Here is a 15300-nt window from a genome sequence, read left to right on the forward strand (position 1 = left end):
GCTTAGAACGACTAAACTTACCATTTTTATCTGCAAATCGCCTAAAAAATAGTCTTTGTCAGTGCTATGGTCGAATGTTCAACATGCCCTAGTTAACTGCTCACTATTAGTGATTATAAATAATGAGTAGCTGCTCTATACTGTAAGATATATTGGTGCTAACAACAAGGGTGTTTGGTTAACACTTTATTAGTGTCTGTTAAGTTGTCACTCACGATAAATAAAGTCCGCTCTATGTATTTATAAACCATTATTCCATGTTACGCGGGTTCTGCGGCGCATCAATAGGAAAAGGCTGGGTGACATAATCCACCATGCTGATAGCAGCAGTAAAGGCATGAATACTCGTATCGGTATCATCATAGCGAATTATCGCGATGTTCGTAGCAGCATCAAGCTCAACCGCAGTAACCCCATCGATATTTTTGAGCGCTGTCATCACCCCATCAATGCCCTCTTGGTCATCAATATTTTCAATACTAACCTTTGCCGTTTGAATAGCCATCGCTTTATCCTTCTACAACCGTTAAAAATTGACAGATACCTTACTGAGTATCTAACACCGCAAATCCTTTGACTAGCTCATCAATCTGCTTTAGCTGACGCAAGAACGGCTCAAGCTGACTGGTACGTAGCGCACAGGGGCCATCACATTTAGCTGCTTCAGGGTTGGGATGCGCTTCTAAAAACAGCCCTGCAAGCCCTGTCGCCATGCCAGCGCGAGCCAGCGTGGTTATTTGCTCACGGCGACCACCAGCACTATCACTACGCGCGCCCGGCTGCTGCAAACTATGGGTCACATCAAAAAACACCGGCACATCCATTTGCTTCATGGTATCAAAGCCGAGCATATCAACGACTAAGTTGTTATAACCAAAGGCGCTGCCACGCTCGCATAGGATCAGCTTGTCATTGCCAGCTTCTAAGCATTTATTCATAATATGACGCATCTCATGCGGCGCTAGGAACTGGGCTTTTTTGATATTAATAATAGCGTCGGTCTTAGCCATCGCTTCGACCAGATCGGTCTGACGCGACAAAAAAGCCGGCAGCTGAATGATATCGGCCACCTCAGCGACAGGCTGCGCTTGATACGGCTCGTGCACGTCAGTGATAATCGGCACTTGGAACTTCTCTTTGATTTGTCCGAGCCAATCTACGCCTTGCTCGAGACCTGGGCCACGAAACGAGTGCAGACTTGAGCGATTGGCCTTATCGAAGCTGGCTTTAAACACATAACCAATCCCTAGGCGCTCGCAAATCTCGATATACTGCTCAGCAATCTCAAACGCTAGCTCCTTAGACTCCAAGACATTCATGCCGCCAAATAGTACAAACGGCTGATCGTTACCGATATTAATGATGTGGTTATTGCCGCTTTTAAGCTCAATATGCGACCGCGCAGTTAATAGATTATTCATAAAGTCGTTACCTTCGTTATTATTATCTCTAGCTCATATTGTAACCGATAGCAAACTAAAGAAAAGTGCTTGATTGCAACAGATAAAATTTAACCACAAAATAAAAGCGATGTAGCAAAATAAGCTCTCATACATAAGTTCTAATATAGGTCATAAAAAAAGACCAATCCGAAGATTGATCTTTTGTCAAGCCTATAGTTATAGCTACACCATTATTTGCTAGCGCTGTATTTCTTCGAGGCATTGACAAAGCTATTAAATAGCGGATGACCGCCACGTGGTGAGCTGGTGAACTCTGGGTGGAACTGTACCGCGATAAACCAAGGATGCTCACTAATCTCGACTGACTCAACCAAATGCTGCTTGGCAGAGTAGCCTGAGATTTTCATACCATTTTGCTCAAGCGGCTCAATATAGCGGTTGTTCATCTCATAACGATGACGATGACGCTCGCTGATACGTGTTGCGCCATAAATTTGGCTCAGCTTGCTGCCCGCAACCAACTCTGCTTGCTGTGCGCCAAGGCGCATGGTGCCGCCAAGATCTGAATCATCGCTACGAATCTGTAGCTCGCCGCGCTCATCCAACCATTCGGTAATCAGACCAATAATCGGCTCAGCAGTTTTGCGGTCAAATTCAGATGAATTGGCATCGATTTTTAGCACGTTACGGGCATATTCAATGACTGCCAGCTGCATACCTAAGCAAATACCCAAGTACGGTACGTTGTTCTCACGTGCATAGGTGACGGCTTTTAGCTTACCGACTGTGCCACGCTCACCAAAACCACCTGGAACCAAGATAGCATCGGCTTGCTTTAAGCGCGCAAACAGGCTGTCATCTGTTTCTAGACGTTCAGCATCAATATAGTCGATGTCGACAGACACCTGATGGGTAAAGCCAGCGTGCAATAACGCTTCGTTGATGGATTTATACGCATCAGGCAATTCAACGTATTTACCAACCATAGCCACAGTAATGCTAGACTCAGGGTTGAGCTGTGCTTCAACGACTTTGTCCCAATCACTAAGATCTGCTTCTGGCACATCAAGACCAAAACGCTCACAGATAAGATCATCAAGATCTTGCTCATGTAGCGTACGCGGAATTTGATAGATACTTTGCGCATCTTCACACATAATGACCGCGCGCTCTTCGACATTAGTAAATAGCGCAATCTTACGGCGATTGTCAGGCGAGATATGATGATCAGAGCGGCAGATTAAGATATCTGGCTGTAGACCGATTGAGCGCAGCTCTTTTACAGAGTGCTGTGTCGGCTTGGTTTTAGTCTCACCAGCACTAGCAATATACGGTACCAAAGTAAGATGCATCAGCATGGCACGATTGCGCCCCAGCTCTACTTGCATCTGACGTACGGCTTCCATAAATGGAAGTGATTCGATGTCACCAACCGTACCGCCAATCTCGATAATCGCGATGTCATAGCCTTCGCCACTGGCAAGGATTTTGTTTTTGATTTCATCGGTAATATGCGGAATAACCTGTACCGTACCGCCAAGGTATTCACCGCGACGTTCTTTATTTAAAACATTTTGATAAATACGGCCACTGGTGAAATTGTTACTCTTACTCATCTTTGAGTGACGCAGAAAACGCTCATAATAGCCCAAATCTAAATCCGTCTCTGCCCCATCTTCAGTGACGAATACTTCACCATGCTGGAACGGACTCATCGTACCTGGATCGACGTTGATATACGGATCCATTTTGGTCATCGTGACAGTCACGCCACGTGCTTCTAAGACCGCTGCAAGAGAGGCTGCGGTGATACCTTTTCCTAGTGAGGACACTACCCCACCGGTCACAAATATAAACTTGGTCATAGTACTCAATCAGTAGTTGGTAAAGAAGGATTTTACTAAAAATACGCCACAAAATATAGAGCAAAAATGCAAACTGTCTGAAACTCTTATTTTCCGCCTCAGCGGTAGACTTTTGTCACAAATAATACATACACAAAAAAAACTCACCCCGAAGGATGAGTTTTTAGCATACTAACTATGCAAGGCTTAGATTAGAATAAGTATTCTAGACCACCACCAACTACCACTACGTCCACGTCACCAGCACTACCAGTATAACCTGAATCTGTAGGCATAACATCTTCAGCACTGTTCACACCTGCATAAGCATGTGCAATGATGTTATCTTGATAGTAATATTTACCACCAACCACGATTTGATCTGAGTCAGCATTATCAACGCCGTTTAGATTGTCAGTTTTGTTGTATTGCGTGTAGATGGTCGCTGGACGGGCAAAGTTAGACAGACCCATGGCTGCACTAAGCACTAGACCTGTTTCGTCTTCATCACCATAATCATAATCAGCTACTTGGTACAGTGCCCCAACGGTTACAGGGTAAGCAATGTATTGGCTTAGATCAGCAGTTGCTGTACCACGGATGATATCACCTTCGATATTTTGGTCTTTATCATAAGCAACACCAGCAGTGAAGCCTGTACCTTGATCAAACATCAAAGCAGCACCAAAACCATCATCTTTGTTACCGTTTGCTTCGTCAGAGCTGTACATAACAGCAAGCTCTAGCGGCAAGTTGTTGTATTTAGGCGCTTTCCAAACGATTGAGCTTTTGATACGGCTACTATCAGCCATGTTCAAGCCGCCTTGCTCTTCATTCGACTCAAGTTTATTACCACCTAGGTTATCCCAGTAACCATCATTTACGATAACGTTGTTTACGTAATCTAAGGTAGACTGGTTTTTACCAGCGCGAATTTCACCGAAGTTTTCGTTAACCAAACCGAGGTATGTATCACGATTAGTGAAACCATCGCTATCACCGTCAACACGAGTACCATACTCTAGCTGATAGATAACATCAGTGTTAGCAGTTACAGCCTCAGAGCCTCTGATACCGATACGTGAAGAGTTAGAGTTAATTTCCACAGTATCTTCATCACGATCATTTACGCTGCCCGCCGCATCATAGTCAGCATTTACATAGTCAGCAGTGACGAATGCTTTACCATATACGGTAGGAGCGGCATTCGCTGCAGATACAGATAGAGCAGCAACGGCTGTAGCTAAAAGTAGTTTTTTCATGGGGTATCTCCACTTTACAATTGTAGTAATGAGCGAGCTATTATTAGCTGGCGCCCATATTGGTATCGTCACAAATCCTCAAAGATATAATGTGTAACTGGCTACCGAAATTAGTCAGAAACAAGTGTGGCGAAGTTCTATTACAGTAAGATGAAAAAAACCATGACTTACATAACTGGGATTAAAAAAGTAACTGCCATGTAAACTTTGGTCTTAATCGGTCTGCTGCGTAACATCCGTTACCAAACTCATACTTCGAGTACAAGCATAACAACTTTGACATAATTTGCAACATTTTTTTGACATTTAGTCCTAATTCTTTCACTTTTTATTTCACTATTCGCGGAAATAAACTTCTTGATTCTAGTTAGTCTTTCATAAGGATTAGAAGATAGCTCAAAGCCATGTATTAAGAGATATGTTAGCCATAAAAAAGCACCCCTATCGTCTTAATAGGAGTGCTTGTACTAGCGACTTACGATTGTAAAGGTATAACCCCTACTCATCCTCTAGAGCGAATAGGAGGGCTAATAACGCGTCATATAAGATAATAGACTAAAACCTTATATGACAGCTTTGAGCCGCTTACTTAGCAAGCGCTGCTAGCTTTTAGATCACGGCGCGCTTGATGCAGTAGTGGCTCAGTGTAACCACTAGGCTGCTCGCGACCTTTAAATACTAGATCACAAGCCGCTTGGAACGCATAAGAGTTATCGAAATCAGGTGCCATATTTTGGTAACTAGGATCGCCCGCGTTTTGCTCATCGACGACTTTTGCCATACGCTTCATGGTTTCCATGACTTGCTCTTCGCTCACTACATTATGATGTAGCCAGTTGGTGATGTGCTGGCTTGAGATACGTAAAGTCGCACGATCTTCCATTAGGCCAACGTCATTGATATCTGGCACCTTTGAGCAACCAACACCTTGGTTCACCCAGCGCACGACATAGCCCAAGATGCCTTGAGCGTTGTTCTCAAGCTCTTGGCGCTTCTCTTCTTCGCTCCAATTGGCCTCACTGGTCAAAGGAATGGTCAAGATATCATCGACATTGGCGCGGCTACGCGATTTTAGCTTGTCTTGTACGTCTTTTACATTGACTTGATGATAATGCATGGCATGTAAGGTTGCACCCGTTGGTGACGGTACCCAAGCCGTGCTAGCGCCTGACTGCGGATGCGCCGCCTTGGTCTCCATCATCTCTTTCATCTCATCAGGCTTAGCCCACATGCCTTTACCGATCTGAGCGCGGCCTTGCAGACCTACCTCAAGACCGACATCGACGTTCCACTGCTCGTAAGCTGGCTGCCATGCTTGCGACTTCATCTCGCCTTTACGTACGAATGGCCCTGCATTCATGCTGGTGTGCATCTCATCGCCGGTACGATCCAAGAAGCCGGTATTAATGAAGATGACGCGCTCTTTAGCTTGACGAATAGCGTTCTTTAGATTGACCGTCATGCGGCGCTCTTCGTCCATGATACCGATCTTTAAGGTATTACGCTCAAGACCTAATAAGTCCTCAGAAGCATTAAATAAGTCATTGGCCATCTTCACTTCATCAGGGCCGTGCATTTTTGGCTTAACGATATACATAGAGCCTTTGCGTGAGTTTGACAGCTTAGTCTTGCCTTTTAGGTCATTTAGGCTCAGTAATGGCGTCACTAGAGCGTCCATGATGCCCTCAAAGATCTCTTCTTGCCCCTCGCCCAAATCAACTAAGATAGCTGGGTTTTGCATTAAGTGTCCGACGTTACGTAGTAGTAGCAAAGCGCGGCCTGGCAGGACTAGCTCGCTACCATCTGGTGCAGTATAAACGCGGTCTGGGTTTTGCTGACGAGTGCGAGTCTTACCGCCTTTCTCAAAAGTCTCTTTCAGATCGCCGTTCATTAGGCCAAACCAGTTACGGTACACTTCCACTTTCTCTTCAGCATCGACTGCGGCGATAGAGTCTTCGCCATCTTGAATGGCAGTGATAGCCGATTCGAGTAGCACATCTTTGATACCTGCTGCATCGTCTTTACCGATTGGGCTGTCTTTATCGATCTGAATCTCGGCGTGCAGATTATTGTTCTTGAGCAGCACCGCTGTTGGACTACTTGCCTCTCCCATGTAACCTGCAAATTGCTCTGCATCTTTAAGCTCAGTGCTATTATCGCCTTGAGTGATTTGTAGCTTGCCATCGACGACTTTAAAGCCTGTGACATCGGTATAAGAGCCGGATGCAAGCGCAAAGTTCTCATCTAAGAATTGCTTGGCATAAGCCACGACAGCGGCGCCGCGAGTAGGATTATAGCCGCCTTTAGCCTCTTGACCGTTCTCATCACTGATAACATCAGTACCATAAAGCGCATCGTACAAGCTACCCCAACGAGCGTTAGTCGCGTTCAAAGCATAGCGAGCGTTACGCACCGGTACGACTAACTGTGGCCCTGCGATATGAGCGATTTCTTCATCGACATTCTCAGTTGAGACCTGAAAGTCCTCGCCTTCTGGCAATAAGTAGCCAATCTCTTGTAAGAATTGCTTATACTTTGCAAAGTCGACTTCGCCGCTATTAGTAGGGTTATCTAGATGCCATTGATCAATCTGCTTTTGCATCTCATCACGAGTCGCAAGCAGGGCTTTATTACGCGGAGTGAACTCTTTGACTACCTTTTCAAACCCTGACCAGTAGCTCTCTGAATCGACGCCTACTTTTGGCAGTACTTCGTTTTCGATAAAGTCATACATCTGCTTATCGATAGCAAGGCTGCCTTTTTGGATGCGATTGGCGTTTAAATCCTGACTCATAATGATATCCTTGTAATAAGTTTAGGGAGGCGCTTGAGCAATAAAGGGTGCTTAACTGAGATTATCGTTATACCTTTATAGCGAACAAGCATTTAGAAGTCTTATAATCAATGTTCTTATATGAACGATAGGCTCATGCTAAAATAATCTATGACATAATGATTCTAAAATCAAAGATTATCCTACTATCAAATCAAGAAATTAACAACAACGCGCTATTTATTAGATAAATAGTCGCCTTGTATAAATATGATAGCCTTTACCACGGCTTGTTTAACTCGTACAAGGAAGCGCTAGGGTGCTGATGACTTACGAGTATGATTAAACTGTAAGTAATCATTTCTGCTGAGCAAAGCGCTCAATGATAAAATTTACCAAATTGTCCACTTTACCTGATTAGACTATGACTGATATCAAAATCAAAGCAACAAGCGAAAATAAAAAACCAAATGAACGGGCTGCTGCCGGTCAAACTTTAGCTCAGACTTCACCTTCAAATGTCGATCTATCAGCGATCTATACGTTTTTGGCAGGGCGAACGACACGGGCTTGGATAGATGCGGCGGTCAATAACTTACCCATCATTATCCAAGACCATGCGAACTGCGAAAAAAAAGCGGCGGGCACCGCAATGAATCTGATGTTTCGCTATGAATTCTCCCATGACTTACAATGCAAGCTTGCTCAGTTAGTCCGGGAAGAGATGCTGCACTACGAGCAAGTATTAGGGATTATGAAAGAGCGTGGTCAAGCGTGGCAACATCTAGGCGCAGGCCGTTATGCCAAAGGCTTGCTAAAACACAAGCGCACTTTTGAGCCTGCAGCTATGGTTGATGTACTCATCATTGGCGCTTTTATAGAAGCGCGCTCATGTGAGCGTTTTGCGGCACTAAGCAATGTAATAGATGATGAGCGCTTGGCTAAATACTACCGTTATTTACTAAAATCAGAGAGTCGTCATTTTGAAGATTATCTACAGTTAGCGCAGTCGCTAGCGGCTGAGAATATCGATGAACGTGTGGCTTTTTTTAGAGCGGTAGAAGCTGAGCTTATTACCAGTCCTGATAATGAGCTACGCTTTCATAGCGGCGTACCTGTTTAATTCATGGTTTAGCTAACAATAATTCTAGTACATGGCTTAATGCCACTGATTGATTCCCCATAAAAAAAGCAGCGTGTTACTGTCTTTTAGGAGACAGTAACACGCTGCTTTTTCAGTAATTATTTATACTTCTGTTTCTAGTTTTACTTACTAATCTTTGGTTTCAGTAATACTAGCATCATGCTGCTTGTGATCTTTGGCAATATTATGCGGATCATGATCGTCTGAGGCTTGCTCAGCAGCAGCTGGATTTACCTTTTGTAGCGCATCATCGGGCACGATACCTTCATTGTCATCCGCGTCTTTTAACTTATAGTCTTCTTTGTTATTTTTCATGAATAATCCTTTTCAATCATTTATTTTAAACCCTAATGCTAGAGCATATCCTCAATTCAGATAAATGAGCCATTCAATTACTTAACTGCTCAACTTAAGAATATGCTCAAATCTTACTGATGCGAGATTTAATCTTTTTCATCAGGATTTAAAATACGCGTTTGCGCGTTGTCGATACTGGCGTAACGGTTTAAATCATTGATCTCTTCGCTCTTAGGCTCTGCGCTTTTTACAGTTCGGTCGTTAACATTACCATCAAAGGGGCTACTGCCTTGTTGGTCACGGCGATCCGGTTGACGCGCTGGGTTATCACCGTCATTGACATGCTCTGAGTCTACAATGTCGTCTTCAAAGGTATCTGTACCTTTATTAACAGTGGTATTGCGCTCAATATCCTCGTGGTTTTCTACGGAACCTTCACGAGGCACATTAGCATCATCTCTAACAGTAGCAACGCCATCTACTCTGTCACTAGCACTCACTGTCTCATCAATGTGGCGCTGCTCGCGCTCAGAATATTTAGGATCTTTGTTGCCATTTGTATTTTCGACTATTTCACTTATAGCGTCATGGCTACTAATAGGTGTCTTAGTTAAAGCTGGATCTTTAGTTTGCATGGTTTCATCCTTTGTTGTAATTATAGATGTGGACGTCGTTTAAATAAGTAAGGTAAAAACCTTCTATACAGCTATCTATACAAGACAAGCGAGTATAAATTAAATTTGGTTATTGTCTTGACTTAGATCGTGCGCATTAAGATCAGCGACATTCTTACCACCTGCCGGAAGATTCTCTTCTCGACGCGGGTCAGCATAGACCTCGTCAGTCTCTTGAGAGGCTTGTTCAGGGCCATCTATCTTTGGCTCATGCTTGCGGCCTTCATAGCTATTGGTTGGATTCTCCCGTTTGGCATCTGCCAGATCGTCAATTGGCACGACCTCTTCATCATTCGGCCTCATATCATCCACACGAGTTCGTGTTTTATTGTCCGTAATTGTCGATTTATTAACCATAATATATCCCTCTATTGATTGTTCTGATGATCTTTTGCTTTTTTAGCGGCGCACTATTTGTCAGTACGGGTTTGTTCATCTATAAAGGGTGTCTTTTCGTTTTCTGCTAAGTCTTCAGGCTTTTTTGAATCATTATCTTGTTGTAAGTTTTTTTCGATTTTGTCGGCATTGGCTGTATTAGCAGCTTGCTGAACATCAGATTTATTATCACTAGCGTTACTCATAGTATTATTCCTATTCTTATAATTAGATGATAGATAAGTTGTACTTTTGATTACTGTACTTTCAAGTATAGAAAAAAGCATAAACTATACGCTAGTGCACTGCCGTATCAATATGTGAATAAATGTGAGGTTACAAGACAGTTTGTAACCTCTAATAGTAGAATACGATGATTATTGTTTATTCATCGACGTGGTTAATGACACTGAGTAAATGATTTTGCGCAACGTGTGGCAAGGCATCATTAACTGGACTCAACTGCTGCCAACGCCCGTCCCCTGCTAATGTCCAAGCTTGTACATTATCTTTTAGGTAATTTTGCAGACCGTCTTGATAGATTTGCGCGAATAGTTTTTTATCTTCAATAGGGAAAGCCACTTCAACACGGTGGAACAGGTTACGATCCATCCAATCAGCACTGCCTAAATACATGCGCTCATCGCCGCCATTATGGAAATAATAGATGCGTGTATGCTCCAAGAACCGTCCGACGACAGAGCGCACAGTGATGTTTTCAGACAGCCCTTTGACTTGCGGGCGCAGACAGCAGATTGAGCGCAGAATAAGCTCAATCTTGACTCCAGCTTGCGAGGCGTCGTAGAGCTTGGCAATCAGTCGCCGCTCGGTTAAGGCATTGACTTTGATAATCATATGCGCGCGCTTACCGGCTTTGGCATGAGCGATCTCATCGTCAATGAAGCTCATCAATTTATCGTGCAAGGTAAAAGGCGCGTGTAGCAGCTTTTTGAGGGTGGCAGGCTTCCCCATCCCCGTTAGCTCTTGGAAGATTTTGTGCACATCTTCTGAGATATCATCATCAGCGGTGAACAGCCCATAATCGGTATAGACTTTGGCGTTGGCAGCATGATAGTTACCCGTACCAAGATGCACATAACGGCGAATGCGGTCGTCTTCGCGGCGCACGATAAGCATCAGCTTGGCATGGGTCTTGTAGCCGACGATACCGTAGACGACGACCGCGCCTGCCTCTTGTAAGAAGTTTGCAACTGCGATATTAGAGGCTTCATCGAAACGCGCGCGCAGCTCAATCACCGCTGTCACTTCCTTGCCATTACGCGCGGCGGCCGCTAGCGCTTGGACAATCTCAGAGTTGGTGCCTGAGCGGTACAAGGTTTGCTTAATCGCCAGCACTTTTGGATCGCTTGCTGCTTGCCATAGCAGATTGACAATCGGCGAGAAGGCATGAAAAGGATGATGGACGAGCACATCGCCTTTACGCATCGCGCCAAACATACTCGTGGAACGATCGAGCTTATCGAACTCACGGCGAAACGGCTTAGGAACGATATGGGTAAAGGACTGATAACGCAGTTTGGGAATATTAAAGTCAAATAACAGCCGCGTTAAGTTGACTGGGCCGTTGACTCGGTATAGCTGGTTATCATGCAGCTCAAACTCTTCAAGCAGATAATCGCTGATAGGCGTTGGGCAGTCGGTGGTAACCTCAAGGCGTACTTTGTCACCAAAACGGCGGTTTTCAAGCTCGCCCTCTAGTGCTTTGGCAATATCGTCGACATCATCCGCTAAGTCCAAATCAGCGTTTCGAGTCAGACGGAACTGATGGCAGCCAGTAACATTCATGCCGGGGAAGAGCTCACCCACATGCTCATGGATTACCGCTGAGAGCATGACGTGATGCTCTTTGCCGCCCGTCAGCTCATTAGGCAGACGAATCACCCGCGGCAGGCTACGCGGCGCCGGTACAATCGCTAAATTGATATCGCGGCCAAAAGCATCCTTGCCCTCTAAAGTGGCGATAAAATTCAGGCTCTTATTGACCAGGCGCGGGAACGGGTGCGCCGGATCAATACTAATTGGCGTCAGCACTGGCAAGACTTGCTCGATAAAGTAACGCTTCATCCACGCCGACTGCTCGGCATTTAGCTCATCACGGCGCAAGTAGCGAATATCTTCTTTGGCAAGCGCTGGCAAGATATCTTGGTTTAAAATACGATACTGCTCATCGATAGCCTCGTGCGCCACCGCTGATATCTCTTTAAGCACTTCACTTGGGCGCATCCCATGCGGGCTACTAGGCACATCGCCTATATTGAGCTTTTGCATGATGCCTGCCACGCGAATCTCAAAAAACTCGTCCATATTTGAAGAAAATATAATCAAAAAGAACAGCCGCTCAAGAAGTGGATGACGAGGGCTGGCTGCTTGTGCTAAGACGCGCAGATTGAACTGCAATAAAGATAGATCCCGATGAATGTAACTGCTCGATGAGTAGCTGCCATCGTCAAAACGCTGCCAGTCGATTTGGGTAAGGCTACTATTAGTTAAGCGCTCATGGCTGTTTAAGCGCTCATGGCTGTTTAAGCGCTCATGGCTGAGTGACGCACCTTGATTTTTATCAGTGCCATTATCGGTGATTTTTGCCTTGTTGGGATTATCAGCCATCTCACTACTCCTTATTATGATTAAAAATACGACAGCGCACTCACATTAGTGTCAAAAATTAGCCTTGTACTACAACCTTATGTTATAGCCTCGTGCTTGGAGCTATTAAGACTTGAATAGTGGCTATGCAGCTTGTGGCAACACCGCATTGTTCATCCGCTTTTTGATAATACGCTGTTTATTACGCAGCCGCTTATTGCCCTGATTGTCTTGATAATACTTGGGGTTAGTCAGCATACTAATGAGCAGTGCTGACTCATCACGGTTGAGATCGGCGGCAGTTTTACCATAATAGTGCCGAGCGGCGGCTTCGATACCATAGATTCCATTACCGAACTCAGCGACGTTTAGATAAGCGGTCAGAATGCGCGGCTTATCCCAAATCATCTCAATCATCACCGTGATAACCGCTTCCTCCGCTTTACGTACGTAAGAGCGGTGTGAGGTCAAAAATAGATTTTTGGCTAATTGCTGAGTGATGGTTGAGCCGCCAGCTGTCGTTTTTCCTGACGCTTCATTTTTCTTTTGCGCCTCTTTTATGCCTTTAATGTCAAAGCCATTATGCTGACTGAAAGTCGAGTCTTCACTAGCAATAGCGGCTTGCTTGGCGGACTTGGCGATTTGATCATATTCTACCCACTCTTGGGTGACCTCGCCGCCGGTCAGACGATGGGTCAGCATAAACATACTATTGTTAATAGGCTGGCTCTTCCACACCAGTAGCAATGCTGCAACTAGGATATGAAAAGCAACGATTATCAGTATAATTGCTCCTAATAAGCGCTTAAAAAAACTAGCAAAACTTGTCATGCACAATATATCCAAATAAGTAAGGATGAAGCGTTATAAAATGTAGCAAAACTAAAAAGCTCAAAATGATCATTCAAAATATTCGTTTGCTGCTGCAATCTAAACTGTCGGCGAGCAAGCTATCTTACCCAATCTCACAATCGCTGTCACGGCTACTGTTATTATAGATAGGATTTCTCTATGATATGATATGATTATCCTCTATCTTATAATGTTAAAGGCGTAAGCAAGCTTAAAGTAAGACCCAAAGTATACGGTGCTTATAAAGATATGATAATTGTAAAGATGGATCAAAGATGAGTATAACTATGCCTAATGACAACCTACCAAATTATCAAACAGATAATGGCGCTAATCACGAAACCATCGCAGCGCTCAGAAGAAGCATAATAGCCGCGTCACCTAAGCTTGCTCATGATGATATCCATCAGCAAACATGGCTGCTCGGCACCACAGGCTGTCATTTGTGCGATGTCGCTGAGAGTCTAATGAATCAGCTAGCCGCGGTACAGCCTATCAATTATCATTACATAGACATCAGCGATTTCAATGAGCCGTTAATGATGCACTTTGCTACTACTATTCCGGTGGTACTCACGCCAACCCAGCGCTTGAACTATCCTTTTTCAGTGCTAGATTTGCAGCAACTGCTAGTCTAAATACCCTAATCAATATCTCATAACGTTTGCCAGCATAAGGAACTGCCATGAAAGACTTAACTAAAATCACCGAAATCGAAGATCTGCGCCGCGTTGCTGAGCGTAAAGTACCGCGTATGTTTTATGATTATGTCGATTCAGGCTCGTGGACGCAAACCACCTATCGGAATAACGAAACCGATTTTGATCGTATTAAGCTGCGTCAACGCGTACTCGTCGATATGGAAAATCGCTCGCTGGCAACCACAATGATCAGTGAAAAAGTCAACATGCCTGTCGCCATTGCACCTACTGGCTTCACGGGCATGATGTGGGCGGATGGTGAGATTCATGCTGCGCGCGCCGCTGAGAAGTTTGGCGTACCGTTTTCGCTGTCGACTATGAGTATTTGCTCAATAGAAGATGTCGCACAGAATACTAATGCGCCGTTTTGGTTTCAGCTGTATGTGATGCGTGATCAAGAGTTTATGGCCAATTTGATACGACGCGCAAAAGACGCCAACTGCTCAGCGCTGATATTAACCGCCGATCTACAAGTGCTCGGCCAGCGTCATAAAGATATCAAAAACGGTCTTTCTGCACCGCCGAAGCCTACGTTAGCTAATATACTTAATCTGATGACAAAGCCTGAATGGTGCTTAAATATGCTCGGCACCAAAAGACGAACCTTTGGTAATATCGTCGGTCATGCACAAAATGTTGAGGATCTGTCATCACTCTCTGCTTGGACGGCAGAGCAATTCGATCCTGGCCTGAGCTGGGATGATGTGGCGCGTATCAAGGATCAATGGGGTGGCAAGCTAATTATCAAAGGCATCATGGAGCCTGAAGATGCAATATTAGCCGCGCGTAGTGGCGCTGATGCTCTAGTCGTCTCTAACCATGGCGGTCGTCAGCTCGATGGCGCACCCTCCTCTATCGCCGCGCTAAGCGATATCGTGCAAGCGGTGAGAGCTGAGAATAGCCAGATTGAGATTTGGCTCGATAGTGGTATCAGATCAGGGCAAGATGTGCTTAAAGCAATAGCATTAGGCGCAAATGGTACGATGATCGGACGTGCGTTTCTGTATGGACTGGGCGCTTATGGTGAAGACGGCGTGCGCCGCGCATTGGAGCTAATCTACAAAGAGTGCGATGTAAGCATGGCGTTCTGTGGTCATACTGATATCAATAAAGTCACTGACGACATCTTAGTCAATGGTACTTATGAGCAGCTCAAATCCGCTTTACCTTATCTTGCGCCGATGCGCTGGTAGTATTATCTTGTAGGTTCAAAGCTATACAAAGCGTAGCTTAAACTCTTGAGTATTTAAGATGGCTAGATACATACGGATTGTTTGTTGTAGCCACGCAAACCTTTATACTGCTACTCTTTAATTAGGGCGTGTTGAACATTCGACCATGGCACTGACAGCGACTATTTTTTAGGCG

14 protein-coding genes are annotated in these 15300 nt (G+C 44.7%); 3 read left to right on the plus strand and 11 right to left on the minus strand.

Going from position 1 to position 15300, the window contains the following annotated elements:
* Positions 1-250: 250 nt before the first annotated feature.
* The 5 genes from I3248_RS11205 to I3248_RS11225 form a co-directional block, all read right to left on the minus strand.
* Entirely contained in the window at positions 251-505 is a 255-nt protein-coding gene (locus I3248_RS11205) for a cation transporter (RefSeq protein ID WP_238063816.1), read from the minus strand.
* Positions 506-545: 40 nt separating this feature from the next.
* Positions 546-1421 carry a 3-deoxy-8-phosphooctulonate synthase gene (gene kdsA / locus I3248_RS11210; RefSeq protein ID WP_238063818.1) on the minus strand — a complete coding sequence of 292 codons (876 nt, stop codon included), beginning with the start codon at positions 1419-1421 and terminating at the stop codon, positions 546-548.
* Positions 1422-1633: 212 nt separating this feature from the next.
* Entirely contained in the window at positions 1634-3268 is a 1635-nt protein-coding gene (locus I3248_RS11215) for a CTP synthase (RefSeq protein WP_238063820.1), read from the minus strand.
* A 191-nt stretch (positions 3269-3459) separates the two neighbouring features.
* Positions 3460-4509, minus strand: a complete 1050-nt coding sequence (locus I3248_RS11220; RefSeq protein ID WP_238063821.1) for a porin — start codon at positions 4507-4509, stop codon at positions 3460-3462.
* A 589-nt stretch (positions 4510-5098) separates the two neighbouring features.
* Positions 5099-7303, minus strand: coding sequence for a malate synthase G (locus I3248_RS11225; protein WP_238063823.1), 2205 nt, complete (start codon positions 7301-7303; stop codon positions 5099-5101).
* A gap of 403 nt (positions 7304-7706) precedes the next feature.
* On the opposite strand from I3248_RS11225, the gene I3248_RS11230 reads away from it, so the two are divergent.
* Entirely contained in the window at positions 7707-8405 is a 699-nt protein-coding gene (locus tag I3248_RS11230) for a tRNA-(ms[2]io[6]A)-hydroxylase (protein WP_238063825.1), read from the plus strand.
* Positions 8406-8555: 150 nt separating this feature from the next.
* Here the strand turns inward: I3248_RS11230 and I3248_RS11235 are convergent, their stop codons facing one another.
* The 6 genes from I3248_RS11235 to mtgA all read right to left on the minus strand — a co-directional run bounded on the left by I3248_RS11235 (position 8556) and on the right by mtgA (position 13210).
* Positions 8556-8741, minus strand: coding sequence for a hypothetical protein (locus I3248_RS11235; RefSeq protein WP_238063829.1), 186 nt, complete (start codon positions 8739-8741; stop codon positions 8556-8558).
* Positions 8742-8869: 128 nt separating this feature from the next.
* Entirely contained in the window at positions 8870-9358 is a 489-nt protein-coding gene (locus I3248_RS11240) for a hypothetical protein (protein ID WP_238063830.1), read from the minus strand.
* Between the two features lie 99 nt (positions 9359-9457).
* Positions 9458-9754, minus strand: coding sequence for a hypothetical protein (locus I3248_RS11245; RefSeq protein WP_201601311.1), 297 nt, complete (start codon positions 9752-9754; stop codon positions 9458-9460).
* A gap of 53 nt (positions 9755-9807) precedes the next feature.
* Entirely contained in the window at positions 9808-9978 is a 171-nt protein-coding gene (locus I3248_RS11250; protein WP_198013370.1) for a hypothetical protein, read from the minus strand.
* Positions 9979-10156: 178 nt separating this feature from the next.
* A complete protein-coding gene (gene ppk1 / locus I3248_RS11255; protein WP_238063831.1) occupies positions 10157-12400 on the minus strand; it encodes a polyphosphate kinase 1 in 2244 nt (747 codons plus the stop codon).
* A gap of 123 nt (positions 12401-12523) precedes the next feature.
* Positions 12524-13210, minus strand: coding sequence for a monofunctional biosynthetic peptidoglycan transglycosylase (mtgA, locus tag I3248_RS11260; RefSeq protein ID WP_238063833.1), 687 nt, complete (start codon positions 13208-13210; stop codon positions 12524-12526).
* A 296-nt stretch (positions 13211-13506) separates the two neighbouring features.
* On the opposite strand from mtgA, the gene I3248_RS11265 reads away from it, so the two are divergent.
* Together I3248_RS11265 and I3248_RS11270 are read left to right on the plus strand one after the other, a co-directional pair.
* On the plus strand, positions 13507-13869 hold the full coding sequence (locus I3248_RS11265) for a glutaredoxin family protein (protein ID WP_238063835.1): 363 nt from the start codon (positions 13507-13509) through the stop codon (positions 13867-13869).
* Positions 13870-13916: 47 nt separating this feature from the next.
* Positions 13917-15125 (plus strand): alpha-hydroxy acid oxidase, encoded by a 1209-nt coding sequence (locus I3248_RS11270; RefSeq protein WP_192995584.1) that lies wholly within the window; start codon positions 13917-13919, stop codon positions 15123-15125.
* Positions 15126-15300: the final 175 nt, after the last annotated feature.

This window comes from Psychrobacter sp. Ps3 (assembly GCF_022129275.1).
GTDB classification, from domain to species: Bacteria; Pseudomonadota; Gammaproteobacteria; order Pseudomonadales; family Moraxellaceae; genus Psychrobacter; species Psychrobacter submarinus.